The organism is Bradyrhizobium sp. BRP23 (assembly GCF_020194135.1).
Taxonomy (GTDB): domain Bacteria; phylum Pseudomonadota; class Alphaproteobacteria; order Rhizobiales; family Xanthobacteraceae; genus Bradyrhizobium; species Bradyrhizobium yuanmingense.
The window spans coordinates 230,275-244,026 of the sequence record NZ_JADYVW010000007.1 but is presented as its reverse complement, the minus strand read 5'-3'; the positions used below and the strand labels follow the sequence as shown (position 1 = coordinate 244,026).

Annotated in this window: 8 protein-coding genes; 4 read left to right on the top strand and 4 right to left on the bottom strand. The window is 58.8% G+C overall.

The features are described 5' to 3' along the window. Nucleotides 1-2 precede the first annotated feature (2 nt). Nucleotides 3-1,421: a UvrD-helicase domain-containing protein gene (locus I6F24_RS20990; protein ID WP_225128669.1), complete on the bottom strand. Its 1,419-nt coding sequence runs from the start codon at nucleotides 1,419-1,421 to the stop codon at nucleotides 3-5. Continuing rightward, entirely contained in the window at nucleotides 1,408-3,126 is a 1,719-nt protein-coding gene (locus I6F24_RS20985) for an ATP-binding protein (RefSeq protein ID WP_225128667.1), read from the bottom strand. The genes I6F24_RS20990 and I6F24_RS20985 overlap by 14 nt, the downstream gene beginning before the upstream one ends. A gap of 148 nt (nucleotides 3,127-3,274) precedes the next feature. Here I6F24_RS20985 and I6F24_RS20980 point away from each other — a divergent pair, with 148 nt between their 5' ends. The 4 genes from I6F24_RS20980 (at nucleotide 3,275) to I6F24_RS20965 (ending at nucleotide 7,520) form a co-directional block, all read left to right on the top strand. Continuing rightward, nucleotides 3,275-3,616 carry a type II toxin-antitoxin system PrlF family antitoxin gene (locus I6F24_RS20980; protein ID WP_225128665.1) on the top strand — a complete coding sequence of 114 codons (342 nt, stop codon included), beginning with the start codon at nucleotides 3,275-3,277 and terminating at the stop codon, nucleotides 3,614-3,616. Beyond that, complete coding sequence (locus tag I6F24_RS20975) at nucleotides 3,613-4,119, top strand: type II toxin-antitoxin system YhaV family toxin (protein WP_225128664.1); 507 nt, start codon at nucleotides 3,613-3,615, stop codon at nucleotides 4,117-4,119. Before I6F24_RS20980 ends, I6F24_RS20975 begins: the two co-directional genes overlap by 4 nt. Nucleotides 4,120-4,196: 77 nt before the next feature. Next, entirely contained in the window at nucleotides 4,197-5,552 is a 1,356-nt protein-coding gene (locus I6F24_RS20970) for a Shedu immune nuclease family protein (RefSeq protein ID WP_225128663.1), read from the top strand. A gap of 39 nt (nucleotides 5,553-5,591) precedes the next feature. After that, nucleotides 5,592-7,520 carry a hypothetical protein gene (locus I6F24_RS20965; protein ID WP_225128662.1) on the top strand — a complete coding sequence of 643 codons (1,929 nt, stop codon included), beginning with the start codon at nucleotides 5,592-5,594 and terminating at the stop codon, nucleotides 7,518-7,520. A gap of 952 nt (nucleotides 7,521-8,472) precedes the next feature. Here I6F24_RS20965 and I6F24_RS20955 read toward each other — a convergent pair. Both I6F24_RS20955 and I6F24_RS20950 read right to left on the bottom strand, forming a co-directional pair. Then, a complete protein-coding gene (locus I6F24_RS20955) occupies nucleotides 8,473-10,212 on the bottom strand; it encodes a hypothetical protein (protein WP_225128660.1) in 1,740 nt (579 codons plus the stop codon). Further along, entirely contained in the window at nucleotides 10,209-13,667 is a 3,459-nt protein-coding gene (locus tag I6F24_RS20950; RefSeq protein WP_225128659.1) for an AAA domain-containing protein, read from the bottom strand. Before I6F24_RS20950 ends, I6F24_RS20955 begins: the two co-directional genes overlap by 4 nt. Nucleotides 13,668-13,752: the final 85 nt, after the last annotated feature.

Genomic DNA, 13,752 nt, shown 5'->3' with positions numbered 1-13,752 from the left:
GCTTACCAGGGCGGATTGAGAATTGGCGATGGAGAGCAAACCACGACTCGGCGCGAGCCACGGCTCATTGCGACGTAGAGATTGCGCGCGTTGAGAGCGCTCCCATTGAGAATGACCGAGATGTCGGCTTCGAGACCTTTGAGTAGCAAGGTACTTCCGACGGAACGCTTGGCGAGCGGCCGGCCGATGAGCCGAGAGTATTCTCGGATCGTCACCGTCGCCTCTCGAAACGATGGCCCGTCGGGAGAGGTTGCAAGTTGCAGAGCCCGCTGTGCGGCCGCCAGCACTGCAGGACGGTAACATCGAACTCCACCGGCGCGATTGATGGCGGAAAGGAGATCTGCGACATCTGCAAGCGACCGCGACGCTTCAAAACTCATGCCCGCTTGCTCGATACCGGACAGAGGTCGTCCCAGATTCCCGGTACGGGCTGCCGCAACCGACCGTACTAGGTCGTCTGCGGAAAAGGCGCTCATCAAGCTCTCCGCAAAATGGGCCACGGTGGAGAGCGCTTCGGGTCTCGCAAGGTCGAGGGCACTCCCAAAATCCGTAAGGTCGCGCAGGTCCACAGCCTCGACCGTCACGGCTCCTTCGACTTGGCGGGCGAAACGTTGCTGTCCCCGAGGGTCCGTGCTGTCGCCGATGATCAAAACCTTCGTGTCGCCTGGCGCGGCGACCGCGGCCGCAGCCTGCCGCAGGGCATCGTCCTGGCGGCCATCGAGCTGAACCCACTGCACGCTGCCGGGTGCGTTCCGAAGATCGATTGGTTTGCCTGCCGCAAGGTCGGGTCGTATCGATAGCAACCATTGACCCAGATCGTGCGCGCCTGCGTTGTTCCACCTCCACGGCGTGGCAAGTTCTCGCACTTTCGGAAAGAACGAGAGTACGTCCTTCTGCCAATCTGCCAGCGGATCAGCGCCGAATCCAAAGATGGCCTGGAACGGATCTCCAACGATGGCTGTGGGCAGACTTTGAGCCAACCAGGTTACAAGGGCGTGCTGGCGGATCGAGCAGTCCTGGTACTCATCTACAAATAGTTGCGCGAAACTGGCCGCGAGAATGTCATAAAGATGCCCGGCAGCAACAAGCCGCGCTGCCGCGTCACGAATGGCTTCATAATTCGGCCGGGCGGCTGTTACGATTCGCGGATCGTGCCCGGCTCGCTGAGGAAACGTCGAAATGAGCCGGATCGCGAAGCCGTCGAGCGTTGCAGCCCGGTAGGAGCTTGGCTTTACACCTGCTCTATCGAGGCGGCCGCGGAGCGCTGCGACCCCCGCATTGGTGTGTGTCAGCACCAAGATTGGCTTTGGCCCGTCATGCCTTGCCAGAGCATCGCTGATGAGCTGGGTCTTGCCGCAGCCGGCCGGGGCTATCACCAGCCCACGGCCTATCGTGCGCAGGTCGATTTCAGCGGCCGTCATCTGCGACCCAGTCGAGAACGCCATCCATGACGTTTGTAAGGCTGGCATCGGCCTCATCGTAGGCGGGACCGACAATACGCTGCCCCGCCGTTTCCATCGTGGTGATGGTCTTTAGCCAACCGAAGCGCGCCGCCGCGTCCCCGAGAAGGGCACGGCTGGCGGGGCTGAGGCTGCCAAAGAGCGCCTCGGTTTCCAGATCGTGGAGCGTCCTTGTGCCGCTGGAAATTGTTTTGACATGCGCTTCAATCAACGCGCGGTCTTTCACCTCAATGGCGAGATTCAGGAGTTGGCTCGCGGGCCCGTTCGGGAGTGCGGCGAACAGTTCCTGTTCGAGGGCACGACCGCCGCCCCATGCGAACACCTTGCCGCCGCCAGCAACAAAGGCAGCTTCGGCACCCGGTGGGGCGGGTTTGTCGCTGTCTCGCAGGATCGCTGTTCGGTAGCCCAGAGACTGCAGAGCGATGGCGCGGCTGAAGGTTTCATCGCCGTTGCCGTTCACCAAAGTTGCACCACAAGCTGCATGCGATTTTTCGCCGGCAGCAGTGAAGTGCTGATCCAGACCGCGCATCAAGCCGATTTCGCTTCCGCCCTCGCACACCACAATCGAGGAGGCGAGCAGCGCATGGGCGTGGGCGCGGATCGTGCCCTGTACGTTCCCGGCGTCGCTGGCACAGCGGACGGTATGCTGCCCGCCATTCCTGCGGACGATATGAAGCTGGTGGGCGTTGAGCTCGGTCACGGCAATCGGCGAGTGGCTTGTGGCAAAAACCTGTAGCGGGGGCAAGTCTTCCTTTGCGCCCAGCGCGCCGAGCAGGCGAATGATTCGGTGCGGCTCGAGCCCATATTCCAGTTCGTCGATCAGAAACGTCGTCGCCATCTCGGCCGCCTTCCGCTGCAGGGCGGCGATCAGCAGCCGCGACGAACCAAGCCCGAGAGCCCGTAGCGGCACACCCCCTTCATCATGAAGCGAGATGGTGCCGCCTGTGAAAGTGACCGAACCGGCATCGATCAACGCCTGCACGGCCTTTCCGACGGGGACGCCCATATCGCCTGCCGCTGCCGTGACGAGTTTGAGAGGCTCCGCGAGCTCTTCGAGTTCCTTTTGGTCAAAGGCGTCGCGCATCTCACGAGCTGCCCGTGTCAGCTCCTTTGATGCGTCCGCCTTGCCGTCTGTCAGCTTGGTCAGCACAGACCCTCTCCGCCACGTCAGATGCATGCCCCCCGTGACGCCGAGTCTGGCTGGAGCTATATGCGTGCGATCGGCCCAGTTAAGATTGCGGACCCGACCTGAAGCCTGGGCACGCGGCGAGACAAGCGTCCATTCCGGCTCGAGGTCGTCCTGAACTGTGAGCTGGAGGGTCAGGGCGGTTTCGAGCCCGGCACCGGGTTCCGGTTCCACCAACCCGGTGGCTGCATCGAAGCCCACGAGGAAGTCGCCATACGCGTCCATGTTCTTCAGGGGGTCATCGAGAGCGCCAAGTGTCACCGCAATGCGGATCGCGCGGCCGAAATCAAGAGCGTGGAAATCGGCGTCAGTGAAGGAAAGCGATCGGCGCGCGCCGAGGCAAAGATCGATGGCATCAAGAATCGTCGACTTGCCGCTGTCGCCTGGTCCGATCAGGCAATTTATCCCAGGACCAGGTACCCAGCGAAGCGTCTTCACCGCTCGAAAATTCTCAATCTCAAGCACACGGATCAGCGCCATTGGGCGTTCTTTCTGCTCGTTCGTCAGGGGAATACGCACCGAACGGGCAGAATTCCGCCGCCGTCGGCCAGCCACACCAGCCGAGATGAACTTGACTTACAATGCAAATGCATTACATCGGATGATATTGAGATGCAAGGAGCGGGTCATGGCCAAGACGGCTGAAATCCTCGAAATCCCCGCCACCATCACCGAGCGCGGCCAGACGACTGTGCCGGCCGCTATCCGTAAGATGCTGGCTCTCGGCAAGCGTGACCAGGTCGTGTTCCGTGGCCTCGCTGACGGCACTGTCGTCATCGCGAAGAAGCAGAGGCGTGAAGCCGAAGCCGACCCTGTGATAGGCACGTTCCTCGAATTCTTGGCACGTGACATGGCTCATGAGCCAGCGCGAATTCGATCGGTGCCGAAGTCGCTGGTTGCGCGAGGAAAGGGCTTGGTCAAGGGTGTCAAGGTCGATCTCGACGCAACGCTCCCGGATGACGAAGGGTGAGCGACGACACCGTCGAAATCAATGGTTGGAAAATCTATGCGCACCCGCTTTTCCTCGATCAACTCGAGGCGATGATCGAAAAAGTCGAGCGAGCGCGCAAAAAGGATCCAAAGGACTATAAGAAGAAGCGCGCCGCAAAGCTCCTTGCGGCGGTGCTGAAGGTCGCATTCGAGGATATTCCCGGCGATCCAACCCGGGACATCTATCGTCAGGGCGCCACGCTGGGCGATGAACATAAGCACTGGTTCCGTGCGAAATTTCTGCAGCAGTATCGACTATTTTTTCGCTACCAGCGATCCGCTGACGCCAAGGTCATTGTGCTGGCTTGGGTCAATGATGACTCGACGCTGCGCGCCTACGAGAGCGCCAATGATGCCTACGCCGTGTTCCGGAAGATGCTGAAGCGCGGCAACCCGCCGGACGATTGGACGAAACTTAGCGAATCAGCTCGAGCGCCCGACGCCAAGCACCGTCTTCGGAACACAGCGGGATCGCAGAAGTAACAGCTTCGGATTGCCGTCGCTCGACGAGCGGGCTGAAACCCTGGGACTGCCAGGCGGCGGACAAATTGGGGGATGTCGTGAAACTGAGTCTAAGAGAGATTCATCCAGGATGCATCGCAGTCCATTGCGAAGCCGATCCTGGCATTTACCAATCTCTCAAGCCGGATGAGCCGGTCCCGAACCCGCTGCCCAGCAAGGATGTCATTTGGTTCGATGCCACTAAGTCGACAATTATCATTCGACCCATTATCACATATCCGTCCGAGCGATATTTTGAAGCGAAGTACGGCCAGCTTGAAGAGATCGTCCTGGAAGGTTTTGATTTCGAGCTACCCGAGGATGAACACGCCATACACGATGTGCTCTTCCAACTTCCTACCGGCTTGATCAAGAATATCGAAGCTGGCCTTGGATTTCCAAAAGAATATAGTTCAATCGTTGACAGTATCGAGGAGCTCGACGACGTCACAAGCCTAATCATCACAAAGCGAGGGGTGACCCGCCTCGACGGCGCGTGTTTTCATCTCGCTTACCGCGAATTCGAAACACTGCGCTTATCGTTGGCGCGTATCACACGAGGGTATCAACGCGAGGGACGAATAGACAGGGCGATCAAATCCCATAATGCCCTGTTGACAACGCTGGACCCTGAGCGATTCCCGGAAAAGCGGCGAGCGCTCAAGAAAGACACAATCTCCAATTTGCTGGTTGGTCGCGATTACTCTAAGTCCGAGCTCTCAAAACGCGATCGGGTCGGCATGGTCGCTGCAATTCGCTCGAGCGCTCCGACGATCGCGACCGAAACGCCCGATGTGTTGTATGGACTTCAACGCGATATCGAGCTCGTTAGCCTCGATGTTCTAATCGAGCGGTTTCGGGAAATGATCGACAAGAAGCTGCCCGAGAGCGCTTGGCAGAAGCTATTTGCTTCGAACCCGTTCATATTGTCGTTGCTGTTTGGCTATCCGATCGTGGAGGTGCTTGGACAGGCTCATGTGGGAGGGGCGGCTTTGACTGGACGAGGCGGAAAGATCGCCGACTTTCTCGTCAAGAATGAAGGAACCAACAATGTGGCGTTGGTCGAAATCAAGACACCGCACACTCAGCTGCTCGGAAGGGAATTTCGCGGCGGCGTCTATCCAGCTTCGGGCGATCTTGTGGGTTCGGTTGCCCAAGTTCTCGACCAACGCTATCAATTCCAAAAGAATATCGCGCAGATCAAGGATGCAAGTGAGATCGCCAACATAGTATCTTACTCCGTTGATTGCGTGGTTGTTGCGGGGAAAACCCCGGAAGGAAAAGCCGAGCAGAAGTGTTTGGAATTATTCCGCCGTAGCATGAAGGACGTTCAGATTTACGCGTTCGACGAGCTCTTGCAGAAGCTGGTTCAGCTTCGCGACTTTCTCGCCAGCGACGAAGCCACTGAACGATAAGTCGAGAAAAAGCAACTCGCTGCAATTAATGGCGACGCCATGGATCCGTTGGCTGCATTGTCCAAAATTGGCCACGCCTTCTTCGCCCGCGACGGCGTGAGGCTTGCCTTTGGCAAGCGGTGGGACGGGGAGATCATTCACATTTCGCAGGCATCGCGTGGCTCGTCATGTGGGTGTCAGTGTCCGGCCAAAAATTGCGGTCGAAAGCTCGTCGCGCGAAAGCCTGACGGTGACATCGCCCATCACTTCGCGCATGCGCCACTCACGGCGGCGGAGCGGGCTGCAGGTATCGCCCCTAGCTGCAAGCACGGCAATATGACGGCGCTTCACCACTATGCTGAGCAACTGCTCAATAGCCGCAAAAGCCTCGTCCTTCCTCCCGTGCAGGCCACGTACGGCGCGCGCACCAGGACAATTCGTCAAGCAAAGACTTTCGTCTTTGACTCAGCTATGCTGGAGACCATGGACGGCGAAACCATTCCGGACGTAATCCTGCGAAAAGGCGATGATCGAATGCAGGTCGAGGTCTATGTGACGCATCGCTGTGGCCCGGAGAAGCGAACGAAGATCGCGGCTGCGGGCATCTCGGCAGTCGAAATTGATCTGTCCGCGCTGTCCCGAGACACGACGATAGCTGGCCTCGACGAGGCAATTCTAACATCGGCTCCGCGCGAATGGATCTACAATCGCAGGGCCGCTCACGTTAGAAATGAACTGGAGCGAATAGCTGGACAGGAAGCAGCTGCGGCGGAAGAGAGGCGTCGAAACCAGATCGAGAAGGTCAAAGCAGCCTACGCTTCCGCCCGACGAAAGGCATTAGGCTATGCCTGGCAGCACTCGCCCCAAGTACGAGCTGTTGCTGCGGCGGGAGATGCCGAGCTCCTCGACGGACCGTCCGTGGGAGAGGGATATTTCACGGTTCATCCCAAGGTATGGCAGGCTGGCATCCTTTGTGACATGGTGCCGCGTTTCGGTGGCGTCACCCCGTTCTCCGTGATCGGAGAATTCCGTACGCGCGGTTGGATCACGGAAGAGTTCGCTAGCCGCAGCCAGAACGAGGACTCGCTTCTGGTGGACGCTAACCTTCCTAAGGGCGGTGCCGAACGGGCCGTGGTCAAGTTCCTGCGATATCTTGCTGTCAAGGGAGTAGTCGAAGATACGGGCTGGGCATGGAAGCAGACGCAGCGGCGATCCGCCGAATTGCATCAGCGCCGTATTGAGCAAGATCGTGCCGATCGAGAGGCTGCACAGCTGGCGGCTCGGCTAGCATCTCTGAAAGGTCTCGGCGAAAGCATAGCCCTCCTTGGATCCGATGTTGAGCGACAGGGCTTCGAAGTCGCATCCTGGATGGAGCACGCGCCGGATGGCCAGCAATCCCTGAAGCAAATCGCTATCAAGGGCGATGCTGCTTGGCAGGCGTTGAAAGGAGCTCTCGCGACCACGCTTGCAGTTCTCAAAGATGAATCTGAGCAGGAGGCCCACGATCTTGGGCTGCCGGTTCGCGGCGTGCTTAAGACGATGCGCTCGATCCACGACAGCCGGGCCGCCCAGCGCAAGGCCCAAGAGGAGGAAGCAGAGCGACTGCAGCGTTTGGAGCGGCTGGAGACAATCACGGCTCTTTCAATATCGTGGATCGGCGATGCCCATTCGAATTGGCTAGAGGCACCACACTCGAACCTCGACGGGATGTCGCCGCGCGAAGCCGCTGCACGATCTGGAGGGTATCTCGAAATTGCAACCCGTCTGCTGCGCAGCTTTCAAGCAGAGTTGATCAAGAAAGCGAAATGGGTGGATGAGCTGGAGCGAGAAGCATCCAAGCTGCTTCCGCGGCCCGATATGCTTCGCCTCTACATGACAGCCGGCGATCCCGAGCTGCCCGGCCTAGTCTCTCCGACCGTCCACACAAAGGACGAGCAAACGATGCGGCAATGTTTGGCGCTCTTGAGGCGTCGTTACGGCAAGCGGTAGTGTCGGTATGCACTGCATCGAGCTCAAGAAGTTTCGCTGGATTGCGCGCCATCGCATTGCCAGCTTCGAGATTTGCCATAATCCTTCAAGGCGCCCAATACGGTTAGGGCGAGTGAAAACGGCTGCAGCCAGCCTGGAAGTTCAGCAACTTGATAACGGCCGTCTTGGCGGCAGAAAAACGAGCGGTTCATTACGGAGAGCCGCCGCGGCTTCCAAATCACGAAGGCCCGGCTGCTGCGGTGACATGTCGATCAAGAACATCAGACCAAGGATCGTTACGCTAAACACCGGAAAATCACGTCCGTCTTTTGCGATCGGAGTGGACGCACTCGTAACAGGTCCCAAGGTTTGAGTTGTGTCCCTCGCCGCACGCGGTGCTGGCGCGTCAGGTCGGCCCCATACAAACACACGAATATGTTCGTATCGTGTGTCAGCTGCTTCGGCTACGCCATAGTGCCTTGCGATAAGGTTGAGCCCGATCTTGTAAAGCGCACGCACAAAACGAGGGTCATTCCCGAACTGCTGCCTGAATCCGAGCCGGCCGGCCTCCGGCTCTATCCACGTGTCAAAAATACCGTTGGACTTGGCCGCTGGCGCAGGCGCTTTCCCTCTGCTTCCACAGTTTGAGGCCCAGCGTTGAGAAAAATATCTGTCCAGTCGCCGAGTGTTTGCTGCTGATGGCGCGCCAGCTGTCAATTGTAGGTCTACGCCCGCCCTTTCGGGGCACACCATAGACGACAGTCACCACCTCGAACTGCTTTAATAGGGCCTGATCCAGCGTCCCCAAAGCGTTGTTGCAGTTTACGCACATCACGTCGCGCAAGACCAAGTCTTCCGGGCAGCCGAGAGCCTCAGGGATGCCGTGCTCAGTCGAAAGGCGTTCAAATTTGTTTCGGCACCAGATACAGATCATTGCGCGTACAAAGTTGATATAACCCGTCGTATGGGTCGATCAGTCCCCGAGCTGTCCCTCGAATTTCGCCAAGAGGGAAGTAGCCAGGCCTTCCCCTTCCAGATGCAGGCCAATCTCGTCGAGAGGATTGTCGGGCGAACCGGTCTGAGAGCCCCAATTCATCGTGCTCACGACGACATCATCATTGCCCCAGAGCAGGAATTTCGCGTGGACTTGCGGATCCTCCACGGCAATCAAATCGACGACGCCGTTTAGTCGATCGCGGTGGGCCCTGACATGCCGCCGCTTGATGGGTCCAGACGGGCGCGAAAAATAGACACGGACGTCGTCGAGGCGCCGGCCCGCGATTTCGGCCGGGTTGAAGAGCCCAGGCACCATGGGCGCGCCGACCTTGTTGCTGCAGCAAACGAAACGTTCATCGGCCTCGTGCGCCACCTGCCGGAGCAATCGCTCGTGATCGTCAGCCTGCAGGAAAGTCATCCGAACCGGTACACGGTGACCGGTGTCGGTGGTGGGTGATAAGGGGCTTCTGGCGCGCCTCAAATCCGATGCCATGAACTGAAGCGTTTCGATCGAACGACTTGCGCTCGAAAGAGGCGAGATGATCGAACGCAGAAGATCCAGGCCGGCCGCTGCAGCCCGATTTTCGGTGAGCTCGACAGAAAGCTCCACGGCCGAAAAAGGCGACGACAGCCAATTGGAGGAGCCGAGCAAGACGACAGCGCCTCCATGACCGTCATCTGCGGCGAGACATTTCACGTGGCTTCGAACCGAGTCGCGGTGTGCAAGCACAAAACCACGCGCGTGGCGCGCCGAGGAGAGCCGGACGTTCAGCTCTTGCATTGCGATTGCATTTTTTCTCTCGGCGTCAAGCACGGTGCCATAGAACAAATGGCAACGCACGCCACGTCGACATGCCCGCTCGAGCGCGATGCGGACACGTTCGTGGCGCTCCGTGTATTTTCCTTCGTGCGGCGTGATGAAGGTCGAAAGTACAAAGACGTCTTCCTCGGCCTGGCCGACGATGCGCTCGAAGGTCTCCAGATGCTGGTTGCCACCAATGATCAAGTCGTCGGTGGATATCATCGTATCGATGGTCGGTGACCGGTCCGGTTGTGGATCGCTGGCTTCAGGAAGGATGCCGGTTTTGATCGTTGCTCGAAGGGCGCCAATTAGGTCCTGACTGGCTCCCTCGGGGAGCAGACCGTTTTTCACATCATTGAGTTCGATGGCGAGGTATTTCCTTTCGAGGACGGAATTGACGGTTTGCACGCCGCGCAACCATTCGCCTGGGCGAAGCATGTTCGTCACAAACTGAGTGACGCGAACTGCCATCGTGTCATCGGTCTCATCGGGCCCCGCAGGAAAGTTAACCTTGTGATCCGCATGGGACAATCGATGGAGCGGGGCGGTTTCGACGTCGCGGTTGCGAAAGACGGAGTGCCCGACCTTCTCCAGCACAAGACTGATGTGAATCTCGCGATCTTCGGTTCGCTCTGGCAAAGCGCCCCCCAACCTGATGAAGTCGTGACCGACAGTGCTTGTTGCCAGTTGGGGAACAGGTGACAGCCGAATCTCGACCAGGCCGAACTGCATCAGCCGCGCGATGGTCGAGCCGGCGACCTGGACAGGAATTCCGAGCGACGCAGCAACACCCTCGATCGTGTCCGGGGTGCGATCGAGCGCGAGCAAGATCATTTCCTCAATTGGGCTCCATCCCCAGGTGCGTTGGACGATGGCACGCGCACGATAGTGCCAGGCGGGAAGGTAGATTTTCACGCGGGAAATCTCCCGTTCTCATCGACCGTGATGATGGAAGCACCCTTGACCTTGCCGGTGGTGCCGTCCTTTCTGATGAGGTCGTAATCAGTTCCGGCCAGCGTCGCGAACTCCTTCAGCATCTTGCGAAGGAACTCGAGCTCATCTTTGTTTCCATCGGGATCTATTCCGTCCACCACGTCGCGAATGAAGTCTTGGCTTGTGGCAAGAACAAGCTTTTGCTTGGCGCGGCTGAGCAGCACGTTCATGCGTTGCGGGCTCTTAACGAAGCCGAGCGCGCGCGATCCGACCATGACATTGTTGCGCGTGAGGCTGGCGGCGACGACGTCGGCCTCGCCGCCCTGGAAGCTGTCGCTCGTAAAGATAAACTCTCCGTTGCTGCGCGGGCTGGCGAAGCCAAACAAGGTCTTGTCTTTCTTGATCCGTTGGTTAAGCAGGTGCTTAAACCAATTAACCTGCGCCAGATACGGCGAAAGGATCACCAGCGTGGGCCGGCGGCCATCGCCGCCAACGACGGCCTGCAGGCCTTTCAAAGCTGCTATCAAAAGCTGAGCTTCAAGGTCGTTGCGGTACGATCGCTTCACTTTCGTTTCGAAATTGCGCCGTTTCGTCACACTGAGCGGCGGAAAATCGAGGAGAACGATCGGCGCGGCGAGGTGAGGTGCGGTCGATGTAACAGTCAGTGCGCGACGCTTGACGCGATCGGAGGGAACGAGCCTTCTGTTGTAGAAAGTATTCGAGACAAGGTCCCCGATGGCGGGGTGCATGCGGCTCTGCTCGAGGAGAGTGTTGACGATCGTACTCGGCCGTCTCGAGTCCTTTTCCCGCTGCTCTTCGCGCTCTGCGATTGATCGGAAGGGCTCTTCAAGACGCGCTGCTGTCGCGAGCACTTCCTTCAGCAGAAGCTCGTTCGACTTGATAGTATCGAGCGCCTCGTTCACTTCTGGCGGCAGATCGGAGATGGTTTCAAGCTGCTCTTTCGCGCCTCGCAGCAGCTCCGACGCGCGTTCAGCATCGTAGAACTTTTGCCGCTGCGCGGCATCGAATGGAGACAGCTGGTTATGGTCTCCAACCACGATCCTCCTGTTGCCCAGCAACAGTGCGCCGATCAGTTCCGCGCCATTGGCGCGGGCAGCCTCCTCCACGATGACCCAGTCGAACTGGTCGCCGTCGGCTATCATTTCTTCGATAATGTGGGACGACGTCGTGGCAAGCGTCACATCGGATGATCGTAGCAACAGATTTTCGGTATCGCGAAACACGCGGTCGGCAACCACCGTTTCCGACGGATCCACGGGTCGAAGGGCCTGTTTGATTTGGTGGCGTTGATTGACCATCGCAGCTTCAGCCGCGTGGCCTGCCACTGAGACCGACTGGAGCAGACCAATGGAGCTCGTTCGCAGGGAGGTTACTTCGTCGGTCGGTCGTGTGCGGTCGACACGAACCACGATCTCCGGACCGCCCGCCAGAGTCTTTTTGAGTTCGTCCTCCATCTGAATCAAGGTTTCGTGGTTTTGGGCCGAGACCAGCAGCCTGGCGTCCCGTGTCTTTCCCAAAATACTCTTGACGAGATGCGAGATCAGGAAGGTCTTGCCGACGCCAGGGGGGCCGATAACGACATTGATGGATCTACCGGCCACAATCGCGTCCCATGCGGACTTTTTCGATGCATCCATATCGTCTGGCGGCGTGCTGCCGGGAGCTGCAATATCGCGTAGCGCATCGTCCAGCGCGACCTGTGCCGGATCGTCGATCGCTCTTAAGAGTTCAATATTGGTCCGGGCCGCCACGATATTTTGAAGGCGGCGGCGGATAGCGCGCTCGAATCCGCTATCGCGTCGAGGACGAAGATAGAGAGTCTGTCCTGGCACGACCGCTTCACTGGTCGCGAATGTGTAAGTCAGGCGCCCCTCGACGATGCCGCCCGTTCCTTCATAACTGAGCTCGGGCAGCCTCTCGCGATCGCCGGCGAGCGCATCAAGGCGAGACAGCGTCCAATTCGGCTTGCCATCGTCGTACCTCAACTCGTGGCCCAAGGCGTCGTATGCCGGACGTAGTCCCATCATTTTGCGCCGGATGTCGCGCTCGTCATCCTCGCGGCATGCGATCCAGGCCAAATCGGTATCTCCGTCCGATGGCGGATGAAGCACTTCGACGGGATAGATGCGAAACTGTTCGCGCAACCATGTAAAGGCTTCGAGGAGGATGAGGGCGTACCAGGTCGGAATATCGTCGGGTCGTTGAGCCGCGCGGCTATTGCCACTGGCGTCGATCCACTGCTTGGCACCGGGACCAAGCTTGCGCACCCGTTCTTCAGCGCTCTTCCGGGTTCGCGCGAGGTATACCCTGTGAGAAACCTCGACGGCATCGAAGATGTGATCATCAGGCCGCCGTTTGTTGGCATTCTCGATCATGCCAACACAATCATCGACGACTTTCACGCCATAGGCAGCAAGATCAGTGATGACACGCACAAAGGCCTGATCCACAGCAACAGTACGTACCGTTGGTCCGCTCAGATCGTCTTCGACAAACCGGAGGACTGCATCCCGGTCATCTGCCTGTATCGTGCCCGACGTGAGAGCCGGAAGGTCGCTTTGGATGACTTGAGGCGAGGGATAGAGAACGAGCTCGCCCTCGGCGCTCGATCCTGACCGCTCAAGATCGGCCACGATCTCCGTCAGCTCGCTCAGGACAATATTGCCGTCGAAAAGCTGATGGTGCGGTGGATTGGCAAGGCGATTGAGCATGCGCCGTTCGATCGGCAGCAGGGAAGGTCCACCGCCGTCCTCGGTAAGGCCAAGGATACGGGACGCCGTCTGCCCCAGATCGCTCCAGTCCTGCCGGAACGATACGGTGCCCGAGGGCCGCAGGAGATGTCCCGCGCCGCCCATATCGCCGTCGGCGATGTGCACGCACGCCTCGTAGCCGCCGAGTCGGAAATCCTCCTTCTCATCGCTATGCGAGAAGATCGCATGTTCGCTGATAGCGCCATGCACAATTCCCGCATCATGACAAAGCGCGAGTCCTTCGGCTACGCGCAGGATATTGCGCCAAAACACCTTGCGACCGGCCGTCGTAAGCAGCCGGCCTTCTCGCGCTCGAACCCTGTGCAACGACCCGGAGATCGGACTACCCGGATCGACCATTAAGATGCCGATCTCATCCTGGTCCTCGACGATTTCAAGAACCTCAACCAACAGCTGTCGTGCACGGCGTGACGACAGGACGCGCCGGACACGCCTGAGACCGTGCGTGATGAGTCGTTTCAGGTCTTCGTCGAGCGCAGATCCGGTCTTCTTAAACAGACGGAGGAGATAGTCTTCGCCGTCGGCGATGCCGGTGGCAAAACGAAGTTGAGAATGCCAGCCATCGACGCCGCTGGAAAACGCGGTGTCGGCAAACGTAAACCGTGCGTCGAGCGTGGCCTTTCCTAGCTTCGGACCTCGCGCCATGGCGACGTAATCCTTTGGACAGAGTGCAACAGCGTGATTCGTATGCGGAGGATAACTATATGATCTGAAGTGAAGTTATCGACCC